Annotated in this window: 24 protein-coding genes and 1 tRNA gene; 16 read left to right on the top strand and 9 right to left on the bottom strand. The window is 46.9% G+C overall.

Features of this window, described 5'->3' with window-relative positions; all coding sequences use genetic code 11:
* Positions 1–16 precede the first annotated feature (16 nt).
* The gene (locus JW727_00395; protein MBN2094484.1) at positions 17–430 is read right to left on the bottom strand and encodes an NUDIX hydrolase; all 414 of its coding nucleotides are present in this window, start codon (positions 428–430) and stop codon (positions 17–19) included.
* A gap of 42 nt (positions 431–472) precedes the next feature.
* On the opposite strand from JW727_00395, the gene JW727_00400 reads away from it, so the two are divergent.
* The 4 genes from JW727_00400 (at position 473) to JW727_00415 (ending at position 3732) form a co-directional block, all read left to right on the top strand.
* Complete coding sequence (locus JW727_00400; protein MBN2094485.1) at positions 473–883, top strand: hypothetical protein; 411 nt, start codon at positions 473–475, stop codon at positions 881–883.
* A 56-nt stretch (positions 884–939) separates the two neighbouring features.
* On the top strand, positions 940–1803 hold the full coding sequence (locus JW727_00405; GenBank protein ID MBN2094486.1) for a DMT family transporter: 864 nt from the start codon (positions 940–942) through the stop codon (positions 1801–1803).
* 174 nt (positions 1804–1977) lie between these two features.
* Positions 1978–2751 (top strand): hypothetical protein, encoded by a 774-nt coding sequence (locus tag JW727_00410; GenBank protein MBN2094487.1) that lies wholly within the window; start codon positions 1978–1980, stop codon positions 2749–2751.
* 117 nt (positions 2752–2868) lie between these two features.
* Complete coding sequence (locus tag JW727_00415; GenBank protein MBN2094488.1) at positions 2869–3732, top strand: EamA family transporter; 864 nt, start codon at positions 2869–2871, stop codon at positions 3730–3732.
* On the opposite strand, the gene JW727_00420 is transcribed toward JW727_00415, so the two are convergent.
* Both JW727_00420 and JW727_00425 read right to left on the bottom strand, forming a co-directional pair.
* Entirely contained in the window at positions 3729–4070 is a 342-nt protein-coding gene (locus tag JW727_00420; protein MBN2094489.1) for a hypothetical protein, read from the bottom strand. The two genes, JW727_00415 and JW727_00420, sit on opposite strands and share 4 nt — an antisense overlap.
* Before the next feature lie 33 nt (positions 4071–4103).
* A complete protein-coding gene (locus JW727_00425; GenBank protein ID MBN2094490.1) occupies positions 4104–4304 on the bottom strand; it encodes a YwbE family protein in 201 nt (66 codons plus the stop codon).
* A 39-nt stretch (positions 4305–4343) separates the two neighbouring features.
* Here JW727_00425 and JW727_00430 point away from each other — a divergent pair, with 39 nt between their 5' ends.
* Entirely contained in the window at positions 4344–4700 is a 357-nt protein-coding gene (locus JW727_00430; protein MBN2094491.1) for a hypothetical protein, read from the top strand.
* Between the two features lie 49 nt (positions 4701–4749).
* Here JW727_00430 and JW727_00435 read toward each other — a convergent pair whose 3' ends face one another.
* Positions 4750–5535, bottom strand: a complete 786-nt coding sequence (locus JW727_00435; GenBank protein MBN2094492.1) for a hypothetical protein — start codon at positions 5533–5535, stop codon at positions 4750–4752.
* A gap of 270 nt (positions 5536–5805) precedes the next feature.
* Between JW727_00435 and JW727_00440 the strand changes: the two genes are divergently transcribed.
* On the top strand, positions 5806–6363 hold the full coding sequence (locus JW727_00440; GenBank protein ID MBN2094493.1) for a hypothetical protein: 558 nt from the start codon (positions 5806–5808) through the stop codon (positions 6361–6363).
* Between the two features lie 20 nt (positions 6364–6383).
* Here JW727_00440 and JW727_00445 read toward each other — a convergent pair whose 3' ends face one another.
* Genes JW727_00445 through JW727_00455 form a run of 3 tightly spaced genes read right to left on the bottom strand, consistent with a single transcriptional unit; the run spans position 6384 to position 8379 of the window.
* Complete coding sequence (locus JW727_00445; GenBank protein MBN2094494.1) at positions 6384–7091, bottom strand: DNA alkylation repair protein; 708 nt, start codon at positions 7089–7091, stop codon at positions 6384–6386.
* Entirely contained in the window at positions 7088–7519 is a 432-nt protein-coding gene (locus JW727_00450; protein ID MBN2094495.1) for a hypothetical protein, read from the bottom strand. The genes JW727_00445 and JW727_00450 overlap by 4 nt, the downstream gene beginning before the upstream one ends.
* Before the next feature lie 20 nt (positions 7520–7539).
* The gene (locus tag JW727_00455; protein MBN2094496.1) at positions 7540–8379 is read right to left on the bottom strand and encodes a hypothetical protein; all 840 of its coding nucleotides are present in this window, start codon (positions 8377–8379) and stop codon (positions 7540–7542) included.
* Between the two features lie 65 nt (positions 8380–8444).
* Between JW727_00455 and JW727_00460 the strand changes: the two genes are divergently transcribed.
* Complete coding sequence (locus tag JW727_00460) at positions 8445–8720, top strand: hypothetical protein (protein MBN2094497.1); 276 nt, start codon at positions 8445–8447, stop codon at positions 8718–8720.
* 58 nt (positions 8721–8778) lie between these two features.
* Here the strand turns inward: JW727_00460 and JW727_00465 are convergent, their stop codons facing one another.
* Entirely contained in the window at positions 8779–9138 is a 360-nt protein-coding gene (locus tag JW727_00465; protein ID MBN2094498.1) for a hypothetical protein, read from the bottom strand.
* A gap of 126 nt (positions 9139–9264) precedes the next feature.
* Between JW727_00465 and JW727_00470 the strand changes: the two genes are divergently transcribed.
* Together JW727_00470 and JW727_00475 are read left to right on the top strand one after the other, a co-directional pair.
* Entirely contained in the window at positions 9265–9981 is a 717-nt protein-coding gene (locus tag JW727_00470; protein MBN2094499.1) for a hypothetical protein, read from the top strand.
* Between the two features lie 18 nt (positions 9982–9999).
* Positions 10000–11043 carry an asparaginase gene (locus JW727_00475; GenBank protein ID MBN2094500.1) on the top strand — a complete coding sequence of 348 codons (1044 nt, stop codon included), beginning with the start codon at positions 10000–10002 and terminating at the stop codon, positions 11041–11043.
* Between the two features lie 21 nt (positions 11044–11064).
* On the opposite strand, the gene JW727_00480 is transcribed toward JW727_00475, so the two are convergent.
* Positions 11065–11195, bottom strand: a tRNA-Gln gene (locus JW727_00480).
* Positions 11196–11290: 95 nt separating this feature from the next.
* Between JW727_00480 and JW727_00485 the strand changes: the two genes are divergently transcribed.
* The 7 genes from JW727_00485 (at position 11291) to JW727_00515 (ending at position 17663) form a co-directional block, all read left to right on the top strand.
* On the top strand, positions 11291–13144 hold the full coding sequence (locus JW727_00485; GenBank protein MBN2094501.1) for a glycosyltransferase family 39 protein: 1854 nt from the start codon (positions 11291–11293) through the stop codon (positions 13142–13144).
* Entirely contained in the window at positions 13119–13979 is an 861-nt protein-coding gene (locus JW727_00490; protein MBN2094502.1) for a UbiA prenyltransferase family protein, read from the top strand. The genes JW727_00485 and JW727_00490 overlap by 26 nt, the downstream gene beginning before the upstream one ends.
* Entirely contained in the window at positions 13976–14491 is a 516-nt protein-coding gene (locus JW727_00495) for a phosphatase PAP2 family protein (protein MBN2094503.1), read from the top strand. The genes JW727_00490 and JW727_00495 overlap by 4 nt, the downstream gene beginning before the upstream one ends.
* Positions 14492–14516: 25 nt before the next feature.
* Positions 14517–14960: a hypothetical protein gene (locus JW727_00500; GenBank protein MBN2094504.1), complete on the top strand. Its 444-nt coding sequence runs from the start codon at positions 14517–14519 to the stop codon at positions 14958–14960.
* Positions 14961–15000: 40 nt separating this feature from the next.
* Positions 15001–15954 carry a mechanosensitive ion channel gene (locus JW727_00505; protein ID MBN2094505.1) on the top strand — a complete coding sequence of 318 codons (954 nt, stop codon included), beginning with the start codon at positions 15001–15003 and terminating at the stop codon, positions 15952–15954.
* Positions 15955–16095: 141 nt separating this feature from the next.
* Positions 16096–16659 (top strand): hypothetical protein, encoded by a 564-nt coding sequence (locus tag JW727_00510; GenBank protein ID MBN2094506.1) that lies wholly within the window; start codon positions 16096–16098, stop codon positions 16657–16659.
* A 77-nt stretch (positions 16660–16736) separates the two neighbouring features.
* Entirely contained in the window at positions 16737–17663 is a 927-nt protein-coding gene (locus JW727_00515; GenBank protein ID MBN2094507.1) for a hypothetical protein, read from the top strand.
* Positions 17664–17670: the final 7 nt, after the last annotated feature.

The raw sequence follows: 17670 nt of genomic DNA on the forward strand, positions 1-17670 counted from the left end.
ATAGGAACAATTTTGATTACTTTTGCTCCTTAATGGCGTTATATATAAGATTTGGGACTTCCCAGTCGGCTGAAATTAGCTTCAATTTTCCTATCTCGGAAAAGCTGTATAATTTCATGCCATTTCCTTCCAGAACCCGGAAGTTCTTCATTTTGCCCTCAAGGGGGCTCAAGAAGATATAACAATCGAGGCAGCTTCCATCAACAAGAGCGGATTTGCAGTTTCCAAGGTACTGAATGTCTTCAAGGTCATAGTCGAGCTCTTCTTTGGTTTCCCTGACAATTGCCTCTTCCGGAGTCTCACCTTTCTCGATGCCCCCTCCAAAAAAGCCCCACTCCTCGCCATATTTGGACATGCCGCGACGATCCTGGAGCAGTATCCTGCCTTCTTCATCATAGAAGGATATCAGCGCGATTTTTTGGACTTTCATAACAGTAAGCCCATTGCAAATAATATCTGGCTACCTGTATTTATGGGAGAAGCTTCTTTTCTTGAAAAATACGGGCCAGAAATTCTCGAGGTTATGCGAGAGAAAAGGATCAATGTCTATGACTGTTCTGAATTTGCAGGACGTGAAGACTTGACTGCAGAGGATACAATTCGCTTGGGTCCTGCTAAGAACCTAGAGGTAGGTCACCGTTATGTATTCCTGCCGGATGCAGCCAACCCAGCCGACCCCCCAGGAGTTTTTGCGGCTCTTGAAAGATACGCTATTCAGCTTCAAAGAAGAGGTCCAACTGTAAGCTGCTTTGGAGAAGACCTGCCTTGCATAGGATTTACTCCGCATGAAACAGGCATAACCGTTACCACCGAATGTCCCTTTGGCCTCCCTTACTGGATGGCGGCTTCTGTCTTAAGAACCTTGCCTAAATTTGAGGCGTAATTTCTGAGGAGAATTTGCATGGCGGCACCTAATTAATCTGTAAGCCCTATTGAGTTATGCTTGGCTTTATTTTTGCCTTCCTTTCCACCCTCATGAAGTCCACAGGGGACGTCCTGAACAAGAAAATACTTAAGGATTCGGACGAGCACGTGATTGGCACGGGTGTGGTCTTTTGCTCCTTTATTGCAGCATTGCCCCTTCTCTGGATCCAGGGAATTCCCGAAATAGGGGGTGCTTTCTGGGGGGCGCTTTTTCTAAGTGCGGTCCTGAATGTTGTGACAATCCTTCTTCAGATGAAAGCCCTCAAATGCTCGGACCTGTCTGTAGTTTCCCCGATGCAAGCATTCACTCCATTGTTTGTGCTTCTTCTCTCCGCTATTCTGCTTGCCGAAGTGCCAAGTCTTTTGGGGCTGGTGGGAGTTTTGCTGGTGATTGTCGGCTCTTATTTTCTTCAGCTCAATAATGGGTCACATGGCTTCTTAGGGCCAATCAGAAGCCTGTTCAGCGACAGGGGCGCAAAGATGATGCTTGCAGTGGCGTTTTTTTGGGGTATTGGCACGATTATTGCCAAGGTGGGAATCCTCAACTCATCACCCATCCTCTGGTCTGTGTGCAATCTAGGGCTTATCTGGGCGGGGCTTGCGCTGATTATGATATCCCGTTCAAGGCAAAACATCGGGCAGCTGAAACAAAGGGCGGGATTTATCTGCATCATCGGGATTGTCGGGGCGCTTGCCACGGTCTTTCAATCATTTGCGCTGGAAGTGGTGCTGGCGTCTTACGTCAGTTCGATAAGGAGGTTTAGCATTGCCCTGAATGTGGTTTTTGGCTATTTCATCTTCAGGGAAAAGAATATAAAAGCGCGGCTTCTTGGGACTCTAATCATGTTGCTAGGAATACTCTTCATCGTGTTCTCCTGACCTCCTGTGTCTTGGTCTTGAGCAGTATTATGGGGCTTGGCGGGTTCTTTTAGGAACTTTCTGGAATATTCTTATGCTCGGCTTCCTTTTTGCCTTCCTTGCAGCGCTCTTCAAGTCCACATGTTGATCCTTAAGCGTTATCACCTGATATTTATACACTTGAGTAGTTAATTTATGTCAAAAACTGCTTCAAAGAAATCGGGAGATATTTTGTATTGTGGCGATGGTGATTTAACTACCGCGGCAAGATTTCCTGCAGCAATTATGACCTATTATGGCCTTTCGTTTGATCATGTTCCAAGTAATGTAGAAGTAACCGAAGATCAGTTCGATGGTCGAAAGCTTGTGGTGCTTAGTGATTTTCCTGCCAGACTTATGGATGATAGGACTCAGAAGGCTTTGGGAAAAGAAATTTATGGTGGTGTGGGGCTTGCGGTGTTTGGAGGTTGGAACTCGGGCTCTTATGGTGGGTGGAAGGACAGTCTCATAGGAGATTTGCTACCGGTAGAGATGCTCGAAGGAGATGATAGATTAAACAGTTCCCAGAAGGCAGTAGTTCTGAAGCCCGAGGGAAAGGAGCATCCGATTTACGAAGGAATCGATTGGAAAAGGCCTCCTTGTGTGGGAGGCTTCAATAAATTTACGGCAAAGCCTGGCTCAGAGGTTTTGTTAAACGTAGTTGATACAATAACAACCTATGAGAAGGGCAATCTTTCTATTAAGGAATATGGCCCTCGGTATCCCTTCCTCGTTTTAAGTAGCTATGGTAAGGGAAATATTGGTGTCGTTGCTACCGATATTTCGCCTCATTGGGGTGGCGTTGATTATGAGCAAAGGCTTAGTGAAGGGAGACTTAAGATTACCGCTGAGGGCGCAAGGGAGGCAGAGTTAGGTTTTGGCCACGCACAGTTTTTTGGGAATGTCCTGAAATGGACGGGTAGATATTGAGACAAAACCAGCCTCCACTAATCTGAGAAGAATGTTCAGGACCGCTCAATCGGCACACTAATCCGGGTCCTTGGAGTTATCGTAATCGCCTTTTCTTAGAAAGTTGTCTTGAATCTTATGCTTGGCTTTATTTTTGCCTTCCTTGCAGCGCTCTTCAAATCAACTGGAGAGGTTTTGAACAAGAAGATTTTAAAAGAGGTCGACGAATATGCTGTCGGCTCTGGTGTCGTGTTCTGTTCGTTTCTTGTGACTTTGCCGCTTCTTTGGTACTATGGCATTCCCGAAATCGGGCCTGCGTTTGTTCCTGCCCTCCTGATAAGCGGCGGCATAAATATCGTGACAATCCTTCTTCAGATGAAAGCCCTCAAATGCTCGGACCTGTCTGTAGTTTCCCCGATGCAGGCATTTGCGCCGCTTTTTGTTCTTATTCTCTCGCCTTTTATTCTGGGGGAAGTTCCAGGGCCTTTGGGAGTATTTGGCGTCCTCCTCATAGTTTTTGGCTCGTACTTCCTGCATATAAAATGCCACTCGAGGGGCGTTCTGGAGCCGCTTAAAGCGCTTCTGAAAGATCGGGGAGCAAGGATGATGCTGGCTGTAACGATGCTTTGGAGCGTAAGCACAATCTTTGACAAGGTCGGGGTCTTGAATTCTTCCCCCATTTTCTGGTCTGCCGCCGCCCTTGGCTTTATCGCTATTGGGATGAATCTCCTGATGGCTTTCCACTCGAAGAAAAGTATCCGGCAAATAAGCCCTCATATGGGAAGCTTCTTTCTAATTGGGCTTGTGGGCGCGCTTACGACAATCTTCCAGTCCGCCGCCCTTGGGCTGATTTTCGCTTCTTACGTCAGCGCCATAAAGCGGTTTAGCATAGTTTTGGGCGTCATTTTCGGCTTTTTCATCTTCAGGGAAAAGAATATAAGAGAACGGCTTTTGGGCGCGCTCATAATGCTTCTGGGGGTTGTTTTGATTGCGCTTTCCTAAAGTGTTGGATTAAGCCAGAAATAAAGTTCAGTCCCTTCCGGAACGTCCGTATAGGTGTAAAGCTTGCGGGTCTCCAGGCCTACCAGCTTGCACCTTCGGGTGCTAAGCCCATTTGGCAGAATTGCGCCGGGACCCACACGTTCTATCTCAAAACCTTCAATTGGCTCAAGCCATACGTGGGTCCAGCCATTCTTTTTGGCAATTTGTGAGGCTTGAACCCAGGAGCGCTGATGTGCACAGTAAGACCCATTTTGAATTCCTTCTAAGCCTGAAGGTAAATCCTTATATCTCAAATGATTTTTTTCGTTGAGAGTCCCCATCCGGCACACGTATTCCATACTTCCAGTTGCCCGTAAACATATACTAGCCAATCATCGGGAATCAATTACCATTTGCACTCTCCCGATTTGCCCGTCCTGCAGGCGCACCTTTATGCCCCTGGAGTGAAAGGGGGCGCTTGTCAGCAGGTCTTTTACAACCCCGCGCGTCAGCTTTCCCGTTTTCTGGTCTTTTTTCAGAATAATGTCCACGGTCAGGCCGGGGCGAATGTCTTTACGGTTTTGCCCGTTCATTCTTAAATTGGCTTAATTATACATAAGGCATGTAATATTATGCCACATCCTCAGGATTACACCTTCAAGGAGCTGGTTGAAATTTCAAGGAGGGTTATAAAGGAATTTGAGAAAATCGAGCAGAGGAAGTGGAGCGTGGAAGCAAGCGCAATAGAGCTTACCAAGCAGGTTGGCGACGTCGCGAGGAGGATTATGGTGGCTGAAGGGTATTATCTCAAGGGCCGGGATGACGACCCGTTTTACCGCACAGGCAAGGCAGAGCTTGCTGATGAGCTGTCGGATGTAATCTGCTGTATTGTCAGGATTGCAGACCACTATGGAATCGACCTTGAGGAGGCGCAGCTGGTTTCAAGAAGAAACGAGCTCAGGCGGCTTGGAATCGAGCCGGAGTTTTAATCGAGAGAACTGCCTCACTGTGGTATGTTGGACCTTTGCTGGCTATGCACTACTGCCTGAGCTTTTCGAGATAATGGCAATCCTGCCTCTCTGATGCGTCCCACAGGCACTCAAAGTAGTTTCTGAACCAGTCCGCCAGGTTCTTGCTCTTCATTTTTATTGTCGTGAGAGGATTTGCCTTGAACAACACCAGCATCACCGTATTTCCATATATCCAGAAGTTGACTGGGCTGTAAATTTTGCTTGAAAGGTATGCGATTTTTCCATGAAGGAGCTTGTGGTGGGGGTGTTCTTTGTGGTTTATGTCCAGAAGAATTCTTGATTGGACCCCCATTTTCTTTTTCAGCTTCTGCGTGTACCGGTAAAAACCTTCGCCTATAGTGTCTGCTATTTCCCTTCCATCTCCCAAGAACAGGCATTCGCAGTCATTTTCTGTGCAGAAACTGAACATTGACAGGAGAGATGTCTTAAAAGCGCCCGAGCCGTAGTAGACCGAAACTTCATTTTCTCCGGGCTTGCTTTGAAAGTCAGCTATTTTTTTGAAAAAGTCATTGACTTCAAGTTCTCTCTTTTCTGCCTCATGCTTCTTTTCCTCCAGAATGCTCTTGAAAATCTTCTGGCCGGTAATCTTGTAGTACCTGACACCCTCTCGGTCTATGAAACTTACAAATCCCTTGTCAACAAGGACATTTATGGAGTTGTATACAGTCCCTCTGTGAAGCCCCGTGCTTTTTATTATCGGCCCTATTCCTGTTTCCCCAAATCTTGTTATCTGCAGGTAGACCTTTGCTTCCGTCTTAGTTATGCCAAAATTACCCAAGAAACTTATCTCCATAGTACCATGAGTATCACTATCTGAAGCTATATATAATCTTTGTCGCCGCCCATTGCGGCGGTTTTTTTGTCGCCGCCCATTGCGACAACGCTTTTGTCACCGCCAGTTACGGCGTTGCTTTTATCGCCGTAGATTACGGCGAAGGCGGTTGACGCTTCTTACGTCAGTGCCCTATTGCGTGCACCGCGATAGGCAAAATAGATATATAGGGAAGTGAAATTCCAGTTATAAAGCGATACAATAGCCCGAAAGGGCAAGAGGAAAAGAAAAATGACTAGACAAAAGATTTTAGGGATAGTGATTGCAGCGATGTTTCTATTGATGTTTCCGGCACAAGTGTTTGCAGCTACATGTTACCCTCCGGCAAAGACTGATGGCTCAAGGGTGTACCTAGCAACCATCGGTAAGAGCTACTCGAACAGGATTTATTTGTACGGAACTTTCCCGGCAAATACCCTTACAAAGATAAACCGCGTGGACATGGTGGGGTATTTATGGACAGGGGCATACTGCACAACCTCAGACACCTATTTTGGTAGGGTTGGATTTAGTATGTATGACAACCCCAAGGACGGCAGGCACTGTATAGGAGATTTTTACATACAATACAAAAAGTCTGCAACAAGTTGGCCCACGCTAAAGGCTCCGGTAGGGTGGTGCGGTAAGTGGGAAGATATGCCTATCTATGTGACTGTGGCTCTTGCGCCATGGTTAATCCAGCAGGGTGCTTCGGTAGTTGTGCCGTTTGCAAAAGCCCTCTTCGATGGGATTGCACGCCTTCCTTCTCCTTGGTGGAGAGTTCCGCACCCGGTTCCAACCTACGTCTAGGTCCAGGCAATTTTATTTTTCTATTTTTTCATGTATTTTTCTTTCTTGGCTTTATCCATCTTCTCAATAGAATACCTTAGCATTGTTCTTGGCATCTCGCGACAGTGCTTCTCCAGAAATTCTTCAAGCGCCCTTTCGTCTTTTTTTCCGATTTCCCTAAGCATCCAGCCGACAGCTTTGTGAATGAGGTCGTGCCTGTCCTTAATAAGCATTTCTGAAATGTTCAGGGCGTCATCAAATTCTCCCTCTCTGATAAACGCAAAAGTCGAGATTATCGAAATTCTCCTTTCCCACAGGTTTTTAGATTCTGCAAGAGTGTAGAGAATTTTCCTGTCTTTGTCAAGAAGCCAGTCCCCGACAATTTTCGGGGCTGATATGTCCACCAGGTCCCAGTTGTTGATGTTTCCAAGATGCGCGTTTTTTAGGTAGAACTCGAAAATTTCCTCCCTTTTTGAGAGGTCTTTTTTGGATTTTTGGTACTGGCCCACAAGTATCACCAGAGCGCAGGACCGCTCCTCGTGGATTTTGGAATTAAGCAGAGTTTGCAGCACTTCAAAGCCCGCACCAGAATGCTTCTTTGCAACGCCTTTCAATTGCTCTGAAGTAAGCCCTAAGAAAATGTCGCCTTCCCCATACTCTCCGGGGCCGGTCTTGAAAAACCTTTGCATATCTTTTGCTTTTGTGGGATTTGCAAAGGACCGGAGGTCTTTTTTGACAGGGTTTTTCATAATTGGGGTGGATATTCTTCCTTAGTCCAGGGAAGAAGTTTTCTCTCAAGGAGACGTTCAAGTGAATACCCATTATGCCCAGATATTGGAAGTATGAATGCATCAAAGTGCGCCCTTACTTCGTCTCCTTTGACTCCTCCTGCCCCATCGGCCTGAGAAGATTCCGCAACGACTAGCATCCGGGTTCCTCTCAAGCTGTCAGCAAATTTATAGGTTCCTGCACCACCTTGTCCGAGGTGCATTATCAGGGCATCATAGGTATTTCTTTCCAGCAGGCCTGAGGTTTCAAAAGGGTCACAGAGGTCCAATTTTAATTCAATCCCGTATCGGGGAGCTATTTTTTGGCAAATGGACTCCATTAAACGCGAAGTTTGAAAACTGCTTTTGATGTCTGGAGACACTTCATACAAAATTTTTACTTCTTTCATTACTTACAAGATATAAATAGCTATTTAAGTGCTTTTACCCCCGGAGTGATGCTTTTCATGTACTCCTCCAAACTAAAAAGCAGGCTCAGGTCAACGTCAGCGTAGCTGTTCTGGTTTACCTCAAAAGGGCTGTCAACGTCGTTAATGAGGAACACCAAGCTTACCAGGATTGCCGCTGCGACTCCAAGGATTATTGGCGCTCCAAAGGTAATGTTAAAGTCCACAAAAAGAAGAAGCGATAGGATGGAGATTATCGCGACCTGGGCGATAGTGTACGCCGCTGGAAGGAAGGTCGTTTCAGTTATCGTGTCAACCCTGTGGCAAATCCTGTCGATAGAGGTAAGCTCTGAGCGGAACTTGGTAAGGTAGCCGGGAGTGACGCCCTTTTCGGCGAGGACGCGGATGTTGTCTGTTACCATGTCTATTGCCTGGCTTATCTCCTTAAGCTTCCAGACGTTTCTTCGAAAGTTCGAGTTTATTGTGGAGAGAAGCGCCACGATATTCACTCTCATTTCGGCAAGAAGCTTCTGGTCTTTTTTGGCCATTGGAATCACTTTTGTGTCAGAGTACATGCTTTTGATTGAAGCTGAAAGCTCGCCGGGCACTTTTTCGGACTCCTTGTAGTCCGCGATTGCCCCGGCAAAGAGAATACCCATTATGAAGAAAATCCCGCCGACAAGTGAGGTGATGAGGCTGTTCATGGGGATTATTGAAAGCCCCATCAGGTCGACATAATATTTCAGCCCTGCGATAGCCGCTGCGATGATTACGGCCTTTATGACGATTCCGTACTTTCTCCTGAACTGCCGGTATTTTGCTGGGTCAAATATAAATCTTCCGCCAATCCAGCTGTTTTCCATAACTAAGAAAGCGCAGAAATGCTTTTAAAGGGGCGCTTGTGGTATACCCTACCGATATAATACTTATGGGGAAAAGCGTAAAGATTGTCCGCTTCAAAAGCGAACCAGACACTACCGGAAAGGTTCATATAGGAATTCAGGGCGAAAATGGAAAAATCGTCCACACGCTTTGCAGGGGCGAGGTTTTGGGAATTGTTGGAGAAGTTGTTTTCGGCTCGTCTGGCGGCAAAGACTGCTCGCTTTGCCTGATGAAAAAGCGCTCGCTTGAAGAGGAGTTTGGGACGCTCAAAAAATGGGCTGAAAAGAAGGGCTATTCTGTTGGGGCTGACTTTTCTGACTAGTTAAGATAGGGAGTTTAAAAAGTAAAAAATAAAGAGGATTTTTCATTGGATTTTTTGATTATTCAGTGCTTGGATTCTTGTGGCAGGTTAGCATCACATTCCCGCTTGGAGTAATTACTTCCCTGCAGGAGCCAAGCCACTTGCTTTCATATTCGGTGATGTATGCCTTGTCAGGAGGTTCCCAGAACCAAAGCAGCTGCCCTTTGCAGGTTAATTTATAGATGCCATTTTTATTGTTGACGTCAACTGACTGGCTGTCCCAGGTGACTGCGAGAGGCGCCCAAATGTGGCCTTCCAGGAAGATAGGGCAGAAAAAGTCTTTGTCAACCTCTGCGGAGTTGTCAGACTCTGCGGCGACTAATGCAAACATTGCGACCAATGCCGTCAAGATTGTTGCCAAATATATTTTGCCTTTCATTTGATACCTTCGCCTAACCCCTATTTAATCAGTACTTTTGGCGGTATTACCCCTGAATAGGCATTTGCCGCAAAGAGGAGTTTTTCGTGCAGTTGGCAGGGATTTTAAATTTTTCCTAAGTAGTGTATGTCTGACTTAGAGTGGGGTGTGTATTTGCCAAATATTAGTGAAGGAGACCTTGAAAAAGTGAAGAGTGTCCATAAATTGGTTCTGGAGCTTGAAGACGGGCTTTTCAGGGAAGGCCCTGCAAGAAACCTGCTTCTGAATGGCGGGCGCCCTCTTGGAATCGATGAGCCGCCCCAGTCTTTTCTTGAACTTGGAAGCTCTGTGTGGAACCGGGAAAAAACAAGGGCGCATATATTCTTTCTTGAGGAGGCAATTAATCGGGTGCTTTTAAGCGGACCTGTAGAATATGGTGGGGTTTTGGATGTTCCAAAAAGGCCAAACTCAAGTTCAGTTCGGGATGCCTTCCTGACGGACCCTGACCTTTATTCTGAGGTTTATGGCTTTTCAAACCAGCTTTGGGATGCTCTTGGGTGGTACAACAAACAGGCAGTTCTTGAAAGGATGGACAATGCCCGAGGCATTTTCATATATGATTCTGACTTTCCGGAGGAGCACAATCTTCAGGGGAGGATAAGGGCTACAGGAATACAGGACAAGGGGATACTTGGGGCGCTGGACGGCGCATATTACGAGCTTGGCAATGGTTATTTTAGAAAAGCCGGAGAACCCTGGAGGGCTCTTAACGGCATGCCCCACGGCCAGTTTTTCACCCTGTTCCCAGATGAAGCTAAGGCATTTGTAAAACTGCTCCGGTCGGGGGCGGAGCCGATTTATTAAGCAAAGAGCTATAAAACTATGGGAAAGAAGAAGATTCTGTTGATTGGAACTGGAGGGACAGTAACCGCAAAGATGGTCAATGGAAGCTGGAAGCCGGGGTGCTTTTCGGAAGCCGACCTGCTAGAGTTTGCGCCGGAAATAAGGGACTTGGCAGAAGTTACAACTCTCGACTTGTTTCATACAGACTCTTCAAACATCCAGCCGCAAGAGTGGCTGGAAATGGCTAAAATTATCAGGAAAAACTGCGGCAAATATGATGGAATTGTCATAACGCATGGGACTGACACCATGCACTATACCGCTTCAGCCCTTTCTTTTCTGGTCCAGGGGCTTAAAATCCCGGTTGTCCTTACCGGATCTCAGGTTCCGCCCCATAAGACCGGCTCGGACGCCAGGAGAAACCTGATGGATGCCATAAGGGTTGCAAGCGAAACTGATATTTGCGAGATGGTTATTGTATTCAACAGCAAGATTCTTCGTGGCAACAGGGCAAAGAAGTTCAGGGAAGTGGAGTTCGAGGCATTTGAAAGCATTGGGATGCTTCCTCTTGGTGTTATTGAGCATGATATTCGGCTTACTGGCGAGCACCTGAGGAAAGGTGAGGAAACGAAGTTTTTCGGAAAGCTGGAGGAAAAAGTCTGCATCATAAAGCTGACGCCAGGTATGGACCCGAAAATTATCCAAAGTTACGTTGACCTTGGCTACAAGGGTCTTGTAATTGAGGGCTTTGGCGCCGGAAACGTCCCTATAGAAAAAAATTCGCTTGTTGAGGAAATCGGCTCTGCTGTCAAAAAAGGAGTCCCTGTGGTTGTTTCAACCCAGTGCGCCATCGGCTCTTCCTGGATGTACCTGTACGAGACCGGACGGAAGGCACTTGAAGCTGGGGCAATTCCAGGCCACGACATGATAAGCGAGACTGCCATGACCAAGCTTATGTGGATTATCGGGAACTTTGGAAACGACCCCAAGGTTGTCAAGGAAATTTTCCTGAAAGACGTTGCCGGGGAAGTGTCTGACGCAAAGACGCCCAAGGAGAAGAGGATTTGGGAGTATTCGCTTTAGGATTTCAGTAATTTAAAAACATAGCCCCGCCAGGAGATTCGAATTTTTTTCTTTGGGGTTGTAAGACCTTTCTTTCTTAAAGAAAGGGATTTCTTCGAACCTGGGTCATGAGATCCAGAGTCTCATATGCTTGGCCGCTACACCACGGGGCTATAACTTAATTAGCCGTTGCTTTTTTAAGTGACCTTTTTTGGCGGAAAAACACCCTCCAAATGCAGTAATATACGATTTTGCCGGAAGGTTATCTATGAAGGAAGGGCTTTCGACCCGGAGGATGAGGAAAAAGAAGGAGAGTTCCAGTAAATATGAGGAAATCCCGCGGGAAGTCAAGACAGGGGGACAGTACCTTACTTACCTGATTGTAGGCGGTTTTGGAGTCCTGATTAACCTTGCAATTACATTTGCCCTCTCAGAGTTCTTCCTTGGGCGGCAGCTCTACCTGCAGGCATTTGCCATCGGAACCTGCGTAAACTTAATCTACAATTTCATTTTTTATTCCCGCTTTGTGTTCAGGAGCGGGCAGATTTCCGGTGAAAACCGCAATTTTTTCTTCATATTCAGCATAACTTCCGTTTTTGGGCAGATTTTTTCAAGCAAAATTGTCGTGGATTTCCTGGGGCTGGACTATTATATTTTTGGAATCGCTTCGGTGATCCTTGCGTTTTCCCTTATCAGCTTTTTCATGTTTAAAAAATATGTTTTTGTCTCTAAGCGGATAATCCCGAGGACTTACGCAATTTATGCGGTTTTCCTGGCAGTGGTGCTGATGCTGCGGATTGCCTCGATGGGCGGGTTTGTTTTTTGGGACGAGGCGATTTACGTGGGTATGGGGAAGTATTTCTATTCAAACGAGCAACTAGGGCTTTTTGAGGATTTCCGGCCCCCCCTTCTACCAGTCATTCTCGGCTTTGCCTGGTCTAACGGAATAGACTCGATTGTTTTTGGTAAGGTTCTTGCGCTTATCTTAAGCGCGTCTTCGGTTTACCTTGTCTATCTCATCGGGAGGGAATTATTCAATGAGCGTGTTGGAGTATTGGCGGCTCTGATGCTTGCGGTTTCACCGACATTTATCTTCTACGGGACGAGGATACTCACAGATAACTTTTCCCTCTTCTTTGTCCTGCTCGCGTTTTACCTGCATATATGGAAGCGGAATCCCATTCTTTCCGGCTTTGTCGCGGGGGTCGGTGTTCTGGTAAGGTTCACAGGCGGGCTTGTCCTGCTACCCATAGCCATGTTTGAGGTTTTTGAGTTTCTCAGGCACAGAAAAGGGCTTGAGCTATTCAGGAATATATTTTACCTGGGACTTGCGTTTCTCATACCCCTGGCACCATACCTGATGTACAATTACGGGCTTTACGGAAATCCTGTGCACGGGTTTATTGAGGGAGTGAAGATAATCGGCCTTGTTGGAGCATCTTTTCAGGATCCGGCATGGTACTATGCAGCGGGGCTTCTCGGAGAGTCTGTGTTTTCTTTTGTGTTCCTTCTTGGACTTGGGTTTCTGGCCCGGGACGGAAAGGGGACAAACAAATATGCCTTCCTCTGCGCCCTTTTCGCTCTTGCAAGCATCTTCTACTTTTCGACACTTGGCAGAAAGGAGATGAGGTACACGATTGCCACGCTTCCCTTTATCTATATTGTCTCTGCCTATGCGCTTGACCGGCTCAAGCTAAGCGACGTTTCAAAGAAAGGAATACTTCTTGTCTGGCTGCTCCTTGCCCTTTTCCAGGGTGTCGTTGGCTCCATGGCTTACCACACTTATATGGTTGCGCCGTATGACGAGGACCTGTACCAGAATTACTACCACAAACAATCTTCGGGGCTTGTGGTTTTGTCTGACCCCGTTCCGATTGCCTACTCTGACTTTAATCATGAGATTATCTATCGGATAGGGCCGGATATGTACAGATACTACGAAATTATGGAGCCATCCGAGTACCGCATCAACACCTGCGAGCCGTTCTGCCCGCCGGCAGATATAAATTGCGAGGAGAACCGGAACAATTTCATAAGCAAGCTGAAGCTCTACCTCAACACGGTCTTCTATAAAGAAGTAAATGGGTGTGAATATTATGTCTTCGCCAGGAGATCTTCTTAGGTTGATGCGACCCAGGCAGTGGTACAAGAACTTGTTTGTTTTCGCTGCCGCTTTCTTTTCAGGAAACCTGTTTGACACTCACCTTATGGCCTTGAGCTTTATCGGATTTGTCTCACTATGCCTGGTTTCGTCCGCCAACTACGCGCTAAATGATGCGATAGATTTTCAAAGGGACAAGCTGAACCCCGAGAAAAGAATCCGGCCGATTGCTTCCGGCAAGGTTTCAAGACGGGCGGGCACCGCTTTTGCGCTTGTCCTATATGCCATTGGAATGTCGGCAGGGTATTTTCTGGGCTTGGAATTTCTTTCGATTCTTGCCTTCTTCTCAGCCCTGACAATTTCCTACTCAGTGTACTTCAAGCATGTCGCCTTTCTGGATATAATCTTCATTGGCATTAACTTTGTCCTGAGGGCAGTTGCAGGCGTTCTGATTATTGGGGTGGCGCTTAGCCCCTGGTTTTTCCTGTCCCTGTTTTTCCTGTCATTTTATCTGGTGCTTGGAAAGAGGCAGGGAGAACTCCTGTTCCTTGGCAAGAAGGCGCCAAAACATAAGCCGGTCCTGGCGGTTTACGATATCGAAATCGTGCGGGACCTCATGCAGGTTTTCATGAGTTGCCTGATAATCCTCTACGGGCTTTACGCATTTTTTACCGAGCGCCTGTTCTTGCTCTTCCTATATCCATTCCTCCTATATGCACTTTTCAGGTTCTACTACCTTGCAAAAATCGGCCACCCTGCTTCAAGGGAGCTTGAAAGGGCTTTTCTTGACAGAGGGTTTCTTGCAAGCGCCGTTCTTTTTGGCATAGGTCTTTTTTTGGGGCTTTATGTATTATGAAGTGGATGCGGCACCTGGACCACTATGTAAACGAGATTCTTGAGCAGGTGACAAGCTTTGGCGGGATGTTCTTTCACTTGTTCCTTATTTGCTTCATGTTTGCCTTGGGCGAAATAATTCTCTCTCTTCAGCTTTTTGCTTCTTTCATTCTTACATATGCAGTTACTTTGGTGCTGCGGCTTGCACACTTTCGGGACAGGCCCAAAAAACTGGCTTACTCGAACATAATCGAGAAGGTTGAGGCATCCTCCTTTCCAAGTCTCCACTCGATGAGGGTCTCTGCGATTTTCTGCCTGTTCTACCTTTTTTACGGCCCGGGGCTGGTTTCCTTAATCTTTCTTGGGACCGCTTTGGCGGTTTTTTTGAGCAGGCACTGGCTTAAAAAGCATCACCCAAGTGACATTCTTGCCGGTGCAATTCTGGGCGTCCTTGTGGGAATCTTTGTAGCCGGGCTTGGGTTTGGTGGCTTGGAATCTCTGGTAGAATCTGTTGTGTTGGGTGTGGCTGGCTGATGGTTTCTCGAAAGGTTGAGGGGTTATGATTATGGTAAGGGGAAGCCTGAGCATAAAAGACCGGATAAGAGACGGCATATTCTGCTACTTTGGAGCCCAGTTCATAAAATATAACCTTCTGGGCATGATTGGCTTTTTGCTTAACCTGGGAGCTACCTTTGCGCTGGCGGAATTTTTTCTTGGGCGTGAAAGTTACCTTGTTGCCTTTTTAATAGGAAACATAATCAACACGTTTTATAACTATCTGGTTTATGTCAGGCATGTCTTTCCTGTAAAGGGGCTTAGTGACGTCAAGAAGGCTTTTTTCTTCGTCTATTCGGGAGGGGTCATACTCTTGCAGATGTTTTTTGCAGACAGGATTGTATTGTTCGTGGGGCTTGATTGGTACCTTCCCGTTCTGGCCTTGGTGATTGGCGCAATCGGCACATTCAGCTACTTTGTGTTCAAAAGTCACTTGTTTACTTCCTGAGTGGTGGTCCGCATATATAGCCCGCCCGGTTCATATACATATGAGGCCGAGAATAGTTCGGATGGCTTTGATACTTCTTCTTGCAGTATCAGTAATCGTACTCAACCAGTATTTTCCAAACCCTCTTTTTCCAAAGCTATACTACAGCACTCTTGCCTTTGCGGTAACCTATGGGTTTTTCAGCATATTTATCTACTCTTCCGCCAAAAAGCGGCTTGCCGACAAGAAGGCAGTTTATTCCTTCAGGAAAGTTCTTTCAGCCATTCACCTTCTTGTGCTGTCCGCGCTTCTCATCCTGATATGGGTTGAAGACCCGTTTTCTGTCCTAATAGCTTACGGCATTATCGGTGCCGGCGCGGCAATAGCTCTTCAGGACGTTTTCAAGAGCGTAGCTGGCGGGATATTCATATTCGTTGCCAAGCCCTTCCGGGTCGGAGACCGGATTTCCATAAACTCCCGCACAGGAGATGTGATGGATATTGGGCTTTTCTATACCACTCTTCTTGAAACCGGCGGGTGGATAAAGGGAGACCAGCCATCAGGGCGGCTGATTATCGTACCAAACAATGCGGTCCTTTCCCAGGGGCTTGACAACTACACGAAAGACCATGAGTTCATATGGGATGAGATTACTCTCCCGATTACCTATGACAGCGACTGCAAGGAAGCCCAGAAAATACTGCTTTCTCTTGTTTCCCGTGAGACGAAGCAGGCCGTGGGAAGGGCGAACAAGGAGATTTCGAAGCTTGAGGAAAAATACTACCTTGAGGCGAAAGCGACGGAGCCGTCGGTTTTTGTCAAGCTTACCGACAACTGGATTGAGCTGGGGGTGAGGTACATTACTGAAACAAGAAGGAGGCGCGCTACAAACAGCTATCTGAGCCAGCTAATCCTGGAGGCGATTAAAAAATCGAAAAATGTCAGGATTGCTTCTGAGACAATAGATGTTTCGGTCAGCCGGGCCGCCCGAAGGAAGAAGAAATCGGGCGTGTAATTTTTAAGAAATATTTCTGAAATGCGATTGTGTTTGTTTTGTGTTCTTTGGGAAATCTGCTTCTCTTGGGGAATTTAGAGATAACTCTGCTAGTTCAATAGTGGAAATATGATTCGAACCTGGAAGGATCGGTGGTGGGAAATGGACGGCCTGGCGAAGAGGGCTGGAGGGTTTGCACTCGAAGCAGGCGGAAACTTCAAAGCGGGGCCCTACTCATTTTTTTTGCGCGAGGGAAGCCCAGAGCGGCTGGGCTATTTCTTTGGCGGAACGGAGGTGCTCAGGTCTCTCGAGCCGAATCCCTACCTGAAGTGCAACACAGGAAGCGAAATATTTTACGCCCGCCCGGAGGGCTATTCTCTTCGAACCCGGATTGGCGAGTCTCCTTCTTTTGAAGTGGCGTGGAAAGGAAACTGCATTCTTGTCGAGGGAGATCGCCTTAGAGTTGAGGTGTTTGATAAAAATAGACTTCTCCTGTCGTACACTGCTCCCTGGTGGGAGGCAAAAATAGCCGGGGGCAGACCATCTGAAGAGGTATTTTCGGGGCAGTTTCCATTGTCGATAGCTGAAGCGGACACCTTGGAAGTTCTTGGGGTGGAGGCAATGGCGCCCAGAGTGAAAAAGCCGGCAGATTTTGGGGCGGAGTTTTTGAGCGCATCGGAGCTTAATCAGGCACTGGCTACGCTTGAGATGTATCTTGGGAAGTGAAGTTTGGAGGTAGAATATGGGCATTGCAATCGTCAAGTCTTTTTTGTATGATTTATATATCTCTGGCTCTTATTTTTATGGCGTACCTAAATCGGGCTCTTGGTTTTGGAAGTCCACATAATGATGTGGTGCTGGGTGATTTGGCAAAGTATTTTGGAGGCACTTATGAAAGCCTTGCTCCAGATGCGAGAGGGCTTCTTCTGCCTCGCGGCGTAAAGCTTACAAAGCGCAGGGCGTTTGAGTTGGGCTTTTTTGGGGCACTTTCACTTAGTCAAACCGCGCATGCTGCCGGACTTGATGGATTTAATTATACAGACCCTTCAGCAATAGGTTACAATGGCGACGGCTCTTTGGCACCTGCAATCGGTCTTGAAGGCGCTTACTTTGACCTAAATGGCCTTCCTTTGACGGGAGACATGCCATTTATGCAGAATGTATTTGGAGCAGAAGCAAAGCTGACCTTTGGCCAGAATGTCTGCGCCCCCGACGGAACAAACTGCTCTTCACTAGGCACAGCTGATTACTCAGGCAACATTTCAGTTAAGAATATTCTGGGCGGGGCTGAAGTTTCAGGAGGGCTAAAGCTTCCCACTGGAGTTAGCTACTCTTTTGAGGGAAAAGGCGCTCTGAATGAAACTTCTGGTGTATTTAGTGCGTCAGGTAAAGTGCTCACTCCAGAGGGCTTGAATGCAGGCAACTTCAGCCTCAGGCCCTTGGAGAATGGGGTCGGGTTTAAGGTTGACCTTTCCACTCCGGAAGGAAACTTTAGTTTTGATGACGTGTGCATCCTGAAACCGGACGGGGGCATTTTGTGCAATGGCAGTGGAAGGATGGATGGCGCAAATTTCACTCTTAATCATGACTGCCGCCCTGTGCAGAACATTGTCGGAGAGCCCAGCTTTTTGTGCTGTGATGAAATCTTGAATGTGTCTCCCGATGGCTTTGATGGAAATGTTTCCCAAGAGAGGGAGTTTTGCATAAAGAATTTATGGGCGAGCCCTTAGATTCAGG

This window comes from Candidatus Aenigmatarchaeota archaeon, from assembly GCA_016932615.1.
In the GTDB taxonomy this organism is placed as follows: Archaea; Aenigmatarchaeota; Aenigmatarchaeia; order QMZS01; family QMZS01; genus JAFGCN01.